This is a genomic window from Vibrio splendidus, assembly GCF_002873455.1.
In the GTDB taxonomy this organism is placed as follows: domain Bacteria; phylum Pseudomonadota; class Gammaproteobacteria; order Enterobacterales; family Vibrionaceae; genus Vibrio; species Vibrio splendidus_J.
Window position 1 is genome coordinate 456,498 of sequence record NZ_MCUN01000010.1, and the last position, 13,475, is coordinate 469,972.

A 13,475-nucleotide genomic window follows, 5' to 3' on the forward strand; every position below is an offset into this window, starting at 1 on the left:
TAGTTAATGAGTTGCCCATGGTGAGTCAATGGCGCTTATTTAATGATCAGCAGCTTACTTATTACTACAGCCCGCACTTGCGGGCTTTTTTCGTTTTTGGGCAATGATCCATAAAGATCTTAATTGACATATCTTTGACATTGTCACTCTAGACCGACCGGTTTGTTTTGGTTATTGTTTAGTCATCAACTAGAAATGAGGTAAACACCATGACAACCAATAATTTTAACTTTCAACTTAAAACCATTGTTCATGCTCAAGAGAACGGCATTGAAAATATCCCTTCTCTATTTGGTCGCTTAGGTGCGCAAAGAGTCGTGCTCTTTTCTGATAAAGGCTTGGAGTCTCTTGGCTTTGTTGAACAGTTCTCGGCGTTGTTTGTAAACCAGAAGGTGAACCAGCAAGGCAATGCACAAGCGGTTCAGCTTGTTGGTGTGTACACCGATATTGCCCCGGATGCTACTTGTGAGAATATTAACTCTGCGATTCGGTTTGCTAAAAGTGTCGACGCCGATGCCATTCTGTCTGTGGGTGGTGGCAGTGTGATTGATGCTTCTAAAGGTGTGAAATACGCATTTCATAAGCAGATAGATGATATCCGTACGGTGATTGCAGGTGGTGGTCATATGGATGTGTGGCCAAACAATAAAGATATTCAAGTACCACACATTGCTGTTCCGACAACGGCTGGTACGGGCGCAGAAGCTTCTCCGATTGCTGTTTTTTACAACGAGCATGAAAACATTAAAGCAAGCTTAGTGGCGTCTGGTTTGGAGGCTGACATTGCGATTCTTGATCCGACCGTCACCACCAAGTTGCCTGCTCACCTTACGCGTTCTACAGCCATGGATGCACTAACACACGCTGTTGAAGCGATTGTGTCGCCAATGAGTAATGCATTCACAGACGCTTACGGCATTCAGGCAGCAAAGCTGATTGTTGAAAACTTACCCTTGGCACTTAAAGAGCCAGAAAACCTAACCGCACGTGGCAACCTTCTTCAAGCAAGTACTATGGCGATCTCTGCATTTTATTCGTCTTTAGGTGGCATTCCGATTCACAACTGTGCTCATGCCTTTGGTGCGATTAGTCACATTCCACATGGCGATGCCAACACGGTATTGATGCCCGTTGTGATTGAAGCACTGCCGGAGTTCTACATGCCGAATGCGGCGAAGTTAGCTCAAGCATTCTCTGTCGATAGCACTGGAACCGATGAAATGATTTACCTACGCGTGTTGGATTTCTTAAATAACTTCCAAACCAGTGTGGGTGCGATGAAGCGTTTCAGCAACTGGAAGTTTGATGAGCAAGAGAAGCGCAATATTGCTCAAGCGATTGAAAGAGATATATGTTTTCAGTTCTACCCAATCTCGAAACAAACGATTGAAACCATCATAGAGAAAGCGATTTAAGTCTCTGTCTTAATCGACTGAATTCTTTGATTATTTAATTCAGTCGATGATTCACTCCCTGATCCACTCAACAATCATTACTCGAGAGCCAATTATGAAAATTGAAAACGTATTGCTATCAAGCTTGTGCATCATCGCGCCATTGCTGCTTTTCACCTAACTCATTCAACAGGGACGTTGTGACCTTTATTCCCGAGGAGGAAGTAAATGCTCAAGAAACGTTTAACTACCGTGATTCTGATAGGTGCTTTGGTTGCTCTGCTTTTTTCCAAAGTAAGTGTCGGAAGTGAGAGCTCTGAGAATGAAGCCACAATGGCTCAATCGCAACAGCGTCCAGATATTGTCCAACTGTTGGAAGAAGCTTACCAAGGACAGTTAGAAGCTCAACTCTCTGTTGCTTACTTATATCTGAGCGGAGAAGGCGTGGAACAGAATGATGAAAAAGCCGCGGAATGGTTTATCACCGCAGCCAATAACGGTAGCCCTGAAGCCCAAACACAACTTGGGTTGATGTATCTCTCTGGAAGTGGCGTTCAGGTTAGCCAAGCGGAAGCTGTCACCTGGATCGGGTTGGCAGCAGCTCAAGAGTATGACCCTGCGCTCGACTTATTACATTGGATGTCGCAAGCCGCGCACTAATTCAAATCCTAACTCAGGTTAATCACAGAAAAACTTACTCACAGAACAAGTTAATAGCAGAAAAGTTAATTACTGAAAAAGTTAATCACAGAAATTGGAGAACGTCTTATGAAGATATTCAAGAAATCTTTACTGTTCACTGCAATGGCTGCGGCAAGTAGTGCTGCTCTGGCCGCAGAATCAGACAAACCGAATATTGTTGTCATTGTTGGTGACGATGTGGGCTTTGCCGATACACAGCCTTATGGCTCGGAAGTTAATACACCAAACCTAATGGCGTTGGCTGAAGAGGGGGTTAAGTTTACTAACTTTCACGCGTCACCGACCTCATCGGTAACGCGATCTATGATGTTAACCGGAGCAAATAGCCACGAGGTTGGGTTAGGCACCTTCGACTATGCCGTCTATCCTGGCGCGATTGGTAAACCGGGTTATGAAGGTTACCTCACCAAGAAAGGCGTCACGGTCGCAACGCTGCTTAAAGAGAGCGGCTATAACACTTACCTTTCTGGTAAATGGCACTTGGGTCACGACGATGGCTTTTTACCTGACGATCGAGGCTTTGAAGAGAGTTATGGGATCTTAGCTGGCGGCTCGAATCACTTTAACCGCGACATGATGTTCCCTGCCAAAAATGCCGCGACAGCGGATGCGCTGCAAAAAGGTGATATTCCCGGCGTTGAACTGGAGCCAATCTACCGAAATGGTGAAGTGGTAGAAGATAAATACAAAGGCGAGTACTCCGATCAAGTTTACACCAACGAAATCATCAAGATGATCGACAGTAAAAAAGACGACGGTAAGCCTTTCTTCGCCTATGTCCCTTTCACTGCAATACATCTTCCGCTACAAGCTCCAGAGTCGGCCTATCAAGACAAAGTCGATTACTACGTTGAACATGGTTGGGACTCGATTCGAGAAGACCGTTTTCAACGCATGAAAAAGATGGGTGTGATTCCAAAAGACGCCGATATTTCAGATCGTAACGCACTAAGTCGACCTTGGGACTCGCTCTCTGAGAAAGAACAAAAGTGGTATGGCAAGAAAATGGCTGTCGCGATGGGCATGATGGAAATGCAGGACCAACAAGTGGGGCAGATAGTCGACTACCTGAAAGACATCGGGGAATACGACAATACCTACATTATGTATCTTGCGGATAATGGTCCAGAAGCAACGGATATTACAGGTGAAAATATCAGTGATCTGATCCGAACATGGACCGCTCATCACTTCGATAATTCGACTGAAAACTTGGGTAAGGCGAACTCCAGTGTGTCACTTGGTCCTGAGTGGGCAAGTGCTTCAACTGGCGGCCTGTCTTGGTATAAAGCTTATACAGCAGAGGGCGGTATCCGTGTGCCGTTTATCGTCAAGCCAGCAAAAGTGCTTTTAGAAGATGAAAATGCGTTGCAGCCGGGAACTCAGACGGATGATTTGTCTCAAGTGAAAGACATCGCAGCCACGATCCTTGAAATTGCAAAGGTAGAGCACCCGGGGACGGAATATCAAGGTCGAGAAGTTGCGCCGATGAGTGGTGTGAGCTTGTTGCCTTACTTCAAAGGTGAAACGGCAGAGGTGCACAGTGCCAATAATGCGATTCCATTCGAATTGTTTGGTAGCGGGATTTTGCTTAAAGGTGATTACAAGATCATTCGAATTTCTACAGGAATGGGCGGTGACAGTGAGTGGCACTTATACAACACCAAGAAAGATCCTGCTGAGCAACATGACTTAAGAAATGAAATGCCAGATCTGTTCCTTGAAATGGTCGCTGAATATCAAGAATACGAAAAAACGCAAAATATCGTCCCAGTCGATGAAGCGTGGAACCCGTTTGAAAACGTGAAATAGAGGAAAAAACCACTCGGCCAACCTAATGCCATCAAGCTTGGTTGGCCGATGAACACCGTGTAAAGGAATTACGAATTGTTTTGGCTAATACAAAGACTTTTACATCGAGGCACTCTTCATGACGACATTATCGCTATCAAATTTGAGTTCGGTTCCGCAGTTCAATGGCAAAGCACACAGCAAGCTGCAGGCATTAGCAAAACCCATTGGGGCGGTGTGTAACATCAGTTGCACCTACTGTTATTATTTAGAAAAACAACAGCTGCTCGAATACCCAAAAGGCTCCCAATATACGATGGATGAAGTTCTGTTAGAGCGTTATATCAAGCAGTACATCGAAGGACAGAACACGCCTGAAATCATCTTTTCTTGGCATGGTGGAGAACCAACTCTTCTCGGTATTGAGTACTTTGAAAGGGTGGTGGCATTACAGAAAAAATACTGCCCAAGCCACAGCAAGATCAGCAATGACCTTCAAACCAATGGCACCTTACTGAATGATGCTTGGTGTGAGTTCTTCAAGAAGAATGACTTTATTATTGGCGTGAGCATTGATGGCCCCGAGTACTTACACAATCACTACCGAACCAACCGTGCAGGCAAAGGCACTTTTTCTCAAACAATGCGTGGTATTCGCTACTTAAAACAAAGTAACGTCGAGTTTGCGACCCTAACTTGCGTGAATAATGTGACAGGAAAATACCCGTTAGAAGTCTATCGTTTTCTGCGCGATGAAGTGGGTTCGAAGCAGCTGCAGTTTATTCCTGTGGTGGATAAGCGCGAGGCTCATACCAACAATAAATGGTTGAGCAACCAACAAGCGATCATACCCGTATCAGGTGAGGTTGAACCTTGGAGTGTCGACTCTGCGCAATGGGGACAATTCCTTACTACCATTTTTGACGAGTGGTTCGAATATGATTTTGGACGAGTATTAGTGCCGTACTTTGAAAATTTTTTCGGTGTGTGGATGGGTAGAGAAAGTACCATGTGTACCTTGAGTGAAATCTGCGGAAAAGGATTAGCGGTTGAGCCCAATGGCGATGTGTACTCATGTGATCATTATGTCTTTCCTGAATTTCAGCTGGGTAATATTCAGGAACAAGCACTTTCAACTTTAGCTTTTTCGCCAAAGCAGCAGCGTTTTGGGTTTGCCAAACAGAAGTCTCTGCCGAAACAATGCCAAACCTGTGAATTTAAATTTGCATGTCATGGCGAGTGCCCTAAAAACCGTATCATCACAAGCCGAGATGGTGAGGCGGGGTTAAATTACCTCTGTGAAGGGTGGCTCAAGTTCTTTCAACATATCGACCCCGTGATTAAGGCCTTACTCAAAGCGAACAATATTCAAGCTCGTTTGGGATAGTGGGGTTGGCTCGAATCGATTCAACTAAAGATTTAAAACCAGCTAAAAGGCTCGCTAAATTGTGCGAGCCTTTTGGTGATTGGTGATTGGTGATTGGCTTCTTATGACCGGTACATAGTGAGCTGATTATTGTGCCGGGTCCATGGCAAGAATGGTCTCTTCCATGGCATTGTCCAGAATCGAACGGTTGCGCTGCATCGCTGCCATTAACGTAGAGCCTAGCCATAAGCCATAAAGCGTTCGAGACAGCGATTCAGGATCCGTGATAGCGAAATCACCCTCTTCATTCCCTTCTTCAAATAGCTTCGCCATGCGCAATATTATCCTTTCTGAACCTTCTGCCATGGTGGACTGTAACGAGTTAGCAGACCCAGATACTTCTCCAGCGAGTTTGACCACAAGGCACTGGATATTGAACTCTTCTGTCAATTTGGATGCACACCAAAACTCGAAATAGGCTTTTACGCGGTCACGACGGGAAAGCGATTCATCACTTAAAAAGTCATCCAGTTTAGCGAGATGCTCATCAAAGTAGTTGGCCAAAAGAATCTCGCCAAAGTGCTCTTTCGATTTAAAGTAGTGGTAAAAAGAACCCTTTGTGCCTTCCGCTTGGTTGATTATTTTCATCAGGCCAACGCCAGCAAACCCGTGTTCATTAATAAGGCTAAACCCTGCATCGAGCATAGCTTGTCGCATGTCTTTCATTGTTATTACTCTTTATGCTGAGAATGAGAAATAGTGTAACGAGCAACATACCAACCGTCCAGTCTAGCGCGTTAGGGTGTTGTCAATAATTGACTCGTTTCGTCAAAGTGACTTTTTCTTTATTGGCACTTCTAAGCCACAAAACTTTTTTCAAGATAACCACATCCTATAAATCTAAAATAGCAGCTTTAAATGGCTTGTTTGATGCCTTTAAATGGCGAAATTGGGTCGTTGTAACTTGCTGTTTTTGTTGGTTTTTAATTTGGTGTTTTCTTAAGGTCGCAATGATAGTCTTAGCTTAATTTCTTTAGGGGGCTAAATGGACACCAATAACAGTACTTATCATCAGCACAGTTTTGCTCAGCAAGATCTATCAGAGCTTACATTTACAGCCTGTACGTTTATACGTTGTGATTTCAGACGTTCGAACTTGCGTGATGCAACGTTTATTAATTGCAAGTTTGTTGAACAAGGTGATATTGAGGGATGCCATTTTGATATTGCCGACTTAAGAGATGCAAGCTTCCAGAATTGCCAGCTCGCGATGGCGAATTTTAGTAATGCGAATTGTTATGGGATTGAACTACGTGAATGCGATTTGAAAGGGGCGAACTTTACTCGTGCTAACTTTGCCAATCAGGTAAGCAATAGGATGTATTTTTGCTCAGCATATATTACGGGCTGTAACCTGTCTTACGCCAATTTAGAGCAAGCTTGCTTAGAGAAGTGCGAGCTGTTTGAAAACCGCTGGATAGGCACTTATTTAGGTGGTGCATCACTGAAAGAGTCGGATCTTAGCCGAGGTGTGTTCTCGGAAGATGTGTGGGGGCAATTTAGTATGCAGGGTGCTAATTTATGCCACGCTGAGTTAGAAGGGTTAGACCCAAGAAAAGTTGATACCACAGGCGTTAAAATTGTTGCTTGGCAGCAAGAGCAGTTACTTGAAACCATGGGTATTGTTGTGATGCCTGATTGATTCGTTCTTTTTTCAATTCTGCACATGACGCTGTCCGTACCGCTAGCCGTACCACTCCGTTGTAATCAACCGCGGTTCCTAAAAGAAAAGTCCAAAGCTAATAGCTTTGGACTTTTCCGTATCTGGCAGTCAGCATTTTATAATGAATTTTAGAAAAGAGAATGCTTGGCGAATATAGGGCTAATTAGTGCATACCTGAACGCATTTTGTCGCTGAGCGCAAAGAAAACGAACAACAAAATACATACTACAGCGACACACAGTGAAGCTATGATAGTTGTAGCGTCTTTGGAGATCAGTGGCACGACGATAGAAGCTAGCGCTATCAACATAACAAGGATATGAACGATTCGTCCGAGAACAGGGTTTTTATGACAGAATGAAGCCCATAGGTAACGCATTTTTAACACCAGTATAAAATTAGTGGGTTTATTCTATTTTCTTAATGAGTGTTTTGTAAATAAGTTTTGGTTACAGGTGCCCGTAAATATGATCTAAGTCGTTTTAGTGTAAAACTGGTTAAATAACAGGGGGTTATTTCCTGTTGATAGAGTTCTTATCATTTATATGAAAGTCATAATATTCCGTATTCTTTGGAATGATAAGTCAAAAATTGTTCGATTTTTGGTTTCTTGACTGAGGATCTCATTTATTGAGAATTCTATTAAGAGACTATTTGCTTATGATTTTTCATCTCGTTTATATCTATCAAATTAGAATCAGTTTTTAGCCTGTGATGCGCTTTATGTTATTTATCAAAGAGATTTTTTGATTTGAGATCGTGGTAATCTTGTTCGTAATTCTGTTTGATATACTTAATGTACACTCGATAAATGTAATGGAGATGATATGTCGAAAACTGCAAAAATTATTAATGAAGATAAGCTGGTAAAAAAAGCAGTTGAGGTCGGTTTTAAAATGGCAAAGCTACAAGGTTTTGATTTGCCACATTCATCCCAACCGATAAAGGTTAAATCGGTGTATTTGTTCCTCGTTGAAGTTAATCAGATCACTCCCCTTCCGGAAAGTAAGCTTGATGGGGCGAACATCAAGAAACGCTTAGCATTATGGATTCACAAAGCACTGCCGGACAATGACCCATTAAAATAAGCTGAAGTTGAACAAGTATGCCTGCGCTTATTTTTAGTTGGTTTATTAGGGCGTGTTGATCTTTCGTGATTGTTTTTTGAACGACATGACAGGAGTTATAATTTCTTTTGCCAAAAACAAAACACGACTCCAAGTCATGCCAATAACAATGTTAACTGATACTCGATGGGAACTACTGCAACAAGTTATGAAGAGCACGGGTCGTATTTATGATAAGCCTGAGCACAGAATGACTTTTGGAGGAATACTCTATCCAATGAGAGCAGGCATCCGATGATGAGATTTACCTCAAGAATTTGGTGAGCGGAGTACTGTCTACAGGTGTTTTAATCTTTGGTTAAAGAAAGGTGTCTCAGTTAAACTTTTCAATCAGTTATCAAGCACTGCCGATTTTGGATGGGTCTTTTTCGATGGCTCTATTGCCCGAGCACATCATAGCAAGGGCGCGGCTACGAAAAGGTCTGAACAAATGGGAAAAAGCCTTGGGGCAATTCAACGAAAATTCCTTTGCGATAATTAAGAATTATCGAACTACTTCAATTAGATATGACAAGTTAGAAAGAAATTATGCCAGCATGTTATCGCTGGCATTAATGTTAATGTGGCTACCGATGTGTTGCTGAGCATGAAATACACAGCAGCGATCAACACGCCCTAAGTAATGTAAAACACACGAGTTTGAAATGTCACTTGCCATAGGAGTGTAAAACTATTCGGTTACGCCCTGCGGTCTTAGCCTTATACAAGCAGGCATCGGCATTACTAATCAAACTTTCTTGACTAGAATTAGTATACGATGAAATTGCCCCAATAGAGACCGTCACCGACAGACCTGATGGGATATCAATTAGGGGCATCTGTTCAATGGATAAACGAATTTCTTCTAAAGTAAGAGCAAACGCATCGTGTTCCTGCTGGTTATTAAACAAAATAAACTCTTCACCACCATATCGCCCTAAGGTGAAACTACTATCGGTTAAACGGTCAATTGTCATTACAACTTGCTTTAATACATGATCACCAATGATATGGCCAAACTGATCGTTAATCAGTTTAAAGAAGTCGATATCAATCAGGGCAATATTGACCGGTTTATGAGTAATCTGAGCCCTATACCGCGTGGCTTTAAGTTTTTTTTCGTAGCTGCTGCGATTGTTTATTTGGGTTAGAGGATCAATTTCAGAGAGATACTTCAACTTTTTTTCAATGTTTTTTTGTCGCTCTATGAATTCGAGATTATCAAAATGGCGGGTTAGTAACGCAGTTGATCGATCGTAAAGTAGACGGTTGTAAAATAAGAAATGTGTACAACCGATAACCAAGATCGTACCGACAACGTAGTTTGAATCTAATATAAAATGGTAGAATACAGGAAGTACAAACACGCTGATAAAGTAGCTTAAGTAGCACAGCTTACTATGTGTTAGGTACGTGAAGCCATGAAACGCAACCGAGCAAATTACAAAGGAGGCTCCAAGCAACAAGGAAGGATTGTCTAACGTTGCGATTAAGCAGTAGACACCACCCCATACGAAGCCATTTAAAGAAGGGGCAATCGCGAAAGTCGCATCAAACCAAACTCGATTAACCTCTCCAATCTCTAGTTTGTGTGCAAGGGTCTTTTGGAAATATAGCCTAAGTCCTAGAGTACAGCACAACACAAAAAACCAGATAAAAATCGTCAGGCCCATATTTTGGTAATAACTTAAATACCCAGCCAACGCTCCCCCCACAACAAGATGGTTCAATGTCGCGTAATGAAGATAGTCGTTAATGATTTTATAACGTTCTTTAAATAACTCATGTGGTTCTTTGATGAGGGCTGCCTGTATCGTTGTGAATTTTTAAGTACGTAGTTCTGTATTTGATAAATTTTAGCACAGGTTCTAGATTCAGACACAAGAGTTTATTAGCTAATAAACCAGCTTCTTCTTTGGGCATGTTGATCTTTCGTGATTGTTTTTTGAACGAAATGACAAGGAGTTATAATTTCTTTTGCTAAAAACAAAATACGACTCCAAGCCATGCCAAGAACAATGTTAACTGATACTCGATGGGAACTGTTGCTACAAGTGATGAAGAGCTTTAAGTATTTAATTCCTTTGCGTGAAGATGGCTAATACACCGAATGCTGACTGATTAATCAAGAGCTAATAAAGCAGAAATAGCCCTTGATATCCCCCAAGCTTAACTTCATTTACATAGTCGCCAATATTGCCATTTGCATCGATTGGCCTCATTGGCTTGTTTAATGGAATAATGAGTTTAGGTACCAAATAGAAGTCACGATTTTTACCATAGAAATCGGTTCGATAAAGTACGCGACCTTGCTCAAACTCTCGCGCGAGCACCATCTCTTGTGGGCCGCCTTGTACGATGTTTGTTTCCGAACGATAAAGAAAATAGGTATAGGTTGGTAACAACCGAACCTTACCGTTTGGGAGGTCTGGATGCATGACTTGATGTTTGGTTGAATCGCCGACAATGGTGTAGTCACTGGGTGTCGAGTGTATGGTCGAAAGCATCAAGGGAATTGGCTCTAATTCATTCGGAATCCTGTTGGCTGGAGAGCCTAGGTCGACTTTGAGCAGTTGTGTCGGTCGGTAAGCCATGTTTTTCGGCACACCACTTTGCCAAAAATTCTCTTTGGTAGTATTGTCGCTGCCATACACATAACTGCTATTCCACTGGTTAAAACAACTATGTTGTGGCTGGTAGCTGAGGTAATAAATAGCGAGGGTTGAATACTGATCTTGTTGCCAGTTATCTTGGCTGTTACCTAGGTATTGAACGCGCCCATAGCGAGTAGTGGCTTGGAATATAACGTTTGAATCAGTGTTAGCTAACGCTGAGTTATCCCAAAACTTAGACAATCCGGCATAACCACTAAAGCCTGTAGAGGGGAATAAGTAGTGCTCTCTAAAGTACAGGTTTCCTGAGTCAATTAAGTGTGATTGCCCGTTTCGGCCATACAGGTTGGCCGTTCCAATATTAAGGCCAATTGAAAGAGTATCGTCGTTAGCTGATAACTGTTTGAGAAAGGCTGCGAATTGCGCTTTGTATCGCTTATCCGCTTCATTAGACCCTACGACAAGACCAAGCTCTTGAATGGTTCCTCCTGAATAAACCTCAAATTGATTGCCGCCTAAAAGCTTATTGGTATCGTCGTTGTAGGCGCCATTGAGCCCTTGTTGCCCCCAATGTTTGGAATAGTAGTTTCGTATCAACATCAGCAGATCTGGGTTAGCAAGGTTGGTCAATGACCACGATGAGTTTTGGTTCCACATTCGTCCAAAAGGAATGACGCGAGATTCCCAACGAAAGCGCGCCGTGGCCGATTTGTTGTTCCTATTTTCATACTCATAAGATGATAAATAGTTGTCTTGGTCGAGATCGGCTGATTGGTCAAAACCACGGATCTTTCGCCAATGGTTGGTTTCTCTTGGTCGTTGCGGGTCTGTCTTGGAAGACTGCAGATCTTTGAATTCTATTTTCGGGAAATAGTTCTTTAATTGAACGTGATTTAAGCGAGGTCGAATATCGCTTGAGCTGCCTTGCCAACGGATTCTGACAACGTATAAACGGCCGCCATCTCGCACAAATGTAGAACCAAAATACTGCCCGCCACCGTAACTCTGGCCACTGCCATCGTGAGTTGTTGCTCTGACCCAATTCGAGGGAACTCGCCAGCTTAACGCTTGGCTTTGAGTCATATTATGTGTGTGATCGTTAATTATTTCTAAGCGAACCCATGTCGTAGATTGGCTTAGATCATTCGTCGATGTTGGATATTCAATATGGAATTCTCCGCCTTGTGCAAAGCGTGAAAATTCGAATGTTAAGCCATCGAACTTCTCCGAATGGTAAACGTAGAGTGCTCCGCCACGTTCGAAATGTTCAAACACATCAGCATCCCAAGGCGGCTGCTGATAAAGTGCATAGCCCGCATGTTTTTCGTCTGCGGTATAGCCAACGATCATAGGCTTGCGATTTAAAACTGTATTTTCGCCGTGTGTTAAGTCTGGCTCTGCAAGAATAGTGTCTTCTGAAAAGTGTAGAAAAAAATCTTCGTAATCAATGCCATTTCGCTCTGCGGCGTTTCTAATCTCGTTTTCTAAACTTCCCGAATTCAGATCCAATTTTTGGTTGTACATATAACCAATCGTGCTGACTCTTTCGTTATCATTTTTATCGGCGTAAGCCCCAAACACCAAGTCACTATTGTTGATCTCCCAATCGATCACTTTTCTGGCTGAGACCGGGGAACCATGTAAGTTGAACCCATTCTCATGTTGGCTTGGCAGCACAATGGTGTAGTTGGCCAAACTGGCATTTGGAAGTGCGAGGCTGATAAAGGAGAGGAGTGACCATAACGAGGTACTGTGTTTTTTCATGAAGTTTCCTAGCTACGATGGGAGTCACCTTGTAGTGATCAATAAATACCGGAGACTCGCTAAAGCAAGAATAACAAAACGTTCTCAGAGCGATATAAGTGTAGCAAACCCTGTCAATGAACTTATCGTCTCTAACTTGACAGCTTAGAGGTTACTAACAACTATTAAGTTGATGATTTTAAATCCGTAATCCATAGATTTACCGAAGTTGCATGATTAAGGGCGTAGGTGTGGATATTTTTATGACGTTCACCTTGAGTGAACTCGATAAATAAGGAGAGGATGCCTCTTATGATGTCTTTATTATTTTTGTTGTTACTTGTGGCGATGGTGTGCGGGTTTTTCGGCAAGAAGACCGCCGCGTATGGCTTTTTCGCTGGCTCAGTGATCCTTGGTTTGTATTGGTTTAATCACCATGCGACTGACCCTTTGTCGATCTTATTGTAAGGAGCGAGCATGAATCGAAATCAGTTAACTCTTCTGAATACGCTTGGGTTACTGGGTATGACAGCCGTTTTGTTGATCGGCTTTATTCTTCAGTTTGTCCTCAATGAACTTCCTTGCCCACTGTGTTTACTGCAACGAATTGGCTTTGTGATGGTCGCGTTTGGCTTCATGCTGAATGTGGTTTATGGGCCTCAACCTCGTCACTATGGGGTTGTGCTAATTGGCGCTTTGTATGGTGTCGCCACATCGTTAAGACAAGTTTCCCTACACGTGATTCCGGGTACTCCTGGTTACGGTAGCCCTATTTTTGGGATGCATTATTACACTTGGGCCTTTGTGTTGTTCGCTGCAACCATATTGGGTGTTGCCGTGATCTTGATGCTGACCAATAAGGCCGAGTCTCATGAACTTTACAAGATGAGTAATTTCGGGCGGATTGTTTGTCTGCTGGCTATCGCAGTGGTGGCATTGAATGCTATTGCTACATTTGTCGAATGCGGTCCATATCAGTGCCCTGATAATCCGGTGAGCTATTGGTTACTTAATCAAGGTGCGAGTTAGAAAAATGGT

Annotated in this window: 12 protein-coding genes and 1 pseudogene; 9 read left to right on the plus strand and 4 right to left on the minus strand. The window is 42.8% G+C overall.

All coding sequences use genetic code 11. The features are described from left to right. Positions 1–209 precede the first annotated feature (209 nt). From BCU75_RS11040 to BCU75_RS11055, 4 genes are all read left to right on the plus strand, one after another. On the plus strand, positions 210–1,415 hold the full coding sequence (locus BCU75_RS11040) for an iron-containing alcohol dehydrogenase (RefSeq protein WP_102473868.1): 1,206 nt from the start codon (positions 210–212) through the stop codon (positions 1,413–1,415). Between the two features lie 207 nt (positions 1,416–1,622). After that, positions 1,623–2,054, plus strand: a complete 432-nt coding sequence (locus tag BCU75_RS11045) for a tetratricopeptide repeat protein (protein ID WP_102473869.1) — start codon at positions 1,623–1,625, stop codon at positions 2,052–2,054. A 108-nt stretch (positions 2,055–2,162) separates the two neighbouring features. Further along, complete coding sequence (locus BCU75_RS11050; protein ID WP_102473870.1) at positions 2,163–3,908, plus strand: arylsulfatase; 1,746 nt, start codon at positions 2,163–2,165, stop codon at positions 3,906–3,908. Positions 3,909–4,026: 118 nt separating this feature from the next. Then, complete coding sequence (locus BCU75_RS11055) at positions 4,027–5,274, plus strand: anaerobic sulfatase maturase (RefSeq protein WP_102473871.1); 1,248 nt, start codon at positions 4,027–4,029, stop codon at positions 5,272–5,274. 126 nt (positions 5,275–5,400) lie between these two features. On the opposite strand, the gene BCU75_RS11060 is transcribed toward BCU75_RS11055, so the two are convergent. Continuing rightward, positions 5,401–5,979, minus strand: a complete 579-nt coding sequence (locus tag BCU75_RS11060) for a TetR/AcrR family transcriptional regulator (protein WP_102473872.1) — start codon at positions 5,977–5,979, stop codon at positions 5,401–5,403. Between the two features lie 319 nt (positions 5,980–6,298). On the opposite strand from BCU75_RS11060, the gene BCU75_RS11065 reads away from it, so the two are divergent. Next, positions 6,299–6,955 carry a Qnr family pentapeptide repeat protein gene (locus BCU75_RS11065; protein ID WP_102473873.1) on the plus strand — a complete coding sequence of 219 codons (657 nt, stop codon included), beginning with the start codon at positions 6,299–6,301 and terminating at the stop codon, positions 6,953–6,955. A 184-nt stretch (positions 6,956–7,139) separates the two neighbouring features. On the opposite strand, the gene BCU75_RS11070 is transcribed toward BCU75_RS11065, so the two are convergent. After that, positions 7,140–7,355 carry a hypothetical protein gene (locus BCU75_RS11070; protein ID WP_102473874.1) on the minus strand — a complete coding sequence of 72 codons (216 nt, stop codon included), beginning with the start codon at positions 7,353–7,355 and terminating at the stop codon, positions 7,140–7,142. Positions 7,356–7,803: 448 nt separating this feature from the next. Here BCU75_RS11070 and BCU75_RS11075 point away from each other — a divergent pair, with 448 nt between their 5' ends. Both BCU75_RS11075 and BCU75_RS24400 read left to right on the plus strand, forming a co-directional pair. Further along, the gene (locus BCU75_RS11075) at positions 7,804–8,064 is read left to right on the plus strand and encodes a DUF5062 family protein (RefSeq protein ID WP_076679323.1); all 261 of its coding nucleotides are present in this window, start codon (positions 7,804–7,806) and stop codon (positions 8,062–8,064) included. Positions 8,065–8,200: 136 nt separating this feature from the next. Next, positions 8,201–8,687: pseudogene (locus tag BCU75_RS24400) on the plus strand (transposase). 63 nt (positions 8,688–8,750) lie between these two features. Here the strand turns inward: BCU75_RS24400 and BCU75_RS11085 are convergent. Continuing rightward, positions 8,751–9,785, minus strand: a complete 1,035-nt coding sequence (locus BCU75_RS11085; RefSeq protein ID WP_133148290.1) for a GGDEF domain-containing protein — start codon at positions 9,783–9,785, stop codon at positions 8,751–8,753. Positions 9,786–10,214: 429 nt separating this feature from the next. Further along, on the minus strand, positions 10,215–12,458 hold the full coding sequence (locus tag BCU75_RS11090) for a hypothetical protein (RefSeq protein ID WP_102473876.1): 2,244 nt from the start codon (positions 12,456–12,458) through the stop codon (positions 10,215–10,217). A gap of 291 nt (positions 12,459–12,749) precedes the next feature. Between BCU75_RS11090 and BCU75_RS24405 the strand changes: the two genes are divergently transcribed. Further along, on the plus strand, positions 12,750–12,905 hold the full coding sequence (locus BCU75_RS24405; RefSeq protein WP_017075701.1) for a DUF5993 family protein: 156 nt from the start codon (positions 12,750–12,752) through the stop codon (positions 12,903–12,905). A gap of 9 nt (positions 12,906–12,914) precedes the next feature. Beyond that, positions 12,915–13,466, plus strand: a complete 552-nt coding sequence (locus BCU75_RS11095) for a disulfide bond formation protein B (protein WP_102473877.1) — start codon at positions 12,915–12,917, stop codon at positions 13,464–13,466. Positions 13,467–13,475: the final 9 nt, after the last annotated feature.

Excerpts from the sequence above, each read along its gene's own strand:
- BCU75_RS11040 (WP_102473868.1), top strand. The coding sequence starts at position 210 with ATGACAACCAATAATTTTAACTTTCAACTTAAAACCATTGTTCATGCT.
- BCU75_RS11045 (WP_102473869.1), top strand. The coding sequence starts at position 1,623 with ATGCTCAAGAAACGTTTAACTACCGTGATTCTGATAGGTGCTTTGGTT.
- BCU75_RS11050 (WP_102473870.1), top strand. The coding sequence starts at position 2,163 with ATGAAGATATTCAAGAAATCTTTACTGTTCACTGCAATGGCTGCGGCA.
- BCU75_RS11055 (WP_102473871.1), top strand. The coding sequence starts at position 4,027 with ATGACGACATTATCGCTATCAAATTTGAGTTCGGTTCCGCAGTTCAAT.
- BCU75_RS11060 (WP_102473872.1), bottom strand. The coding sequence starts at position 5,979 with ATGAAAGACATGCGACAAGCTATGCTCGATGCAGGGTTTAGCCTTATT.
- BCU75_RS11065 (WP_102473873.1), top strand. The coding sequence starts at position 6,299 with ATGGACACCAATAACAGTACTTATCATCAGCACAGTTTTGCTCAGCAA.
- BCU75_RS11070 (WP_102473874.1), bottom strand. The coding sequence starts at position 7,355 with ATGCGTTACCTATGGGCTTCATTCTGTCATAAAAACCCTGTTCTCGGA.
- BCU75_RS11075 (WP_076679323.1), top strand. The coding sequence starts at position 7,804 with ATGTCGAAAACTGCAAAAATTATTAATGAAGATAAGCTGGTAAAAAAA.
- BCU75_RS11090 (WP_102473876.1), bottom strand. The coding sequence starts at position 12,458 with ATGAAAAAACACAGTACCTCGTTATGGTCACTCCTCTCCTTTATCAGC.
- BCU75_RS24405 (WP_017075701.1), top strand. The coding sequence starts at position 12,750 with ATGATGTCTTTATTATTTTTGTTGTTACTTGTGGCGATGGTGTGCGGG.
- BCU75_RS11095 (WP_102473877.1), top strand. The coding sequence starts at position 12,915 with ATGAATCGAAATCAGTTAACTCTTCTGAATACGCTTGGGTTACTGGGT.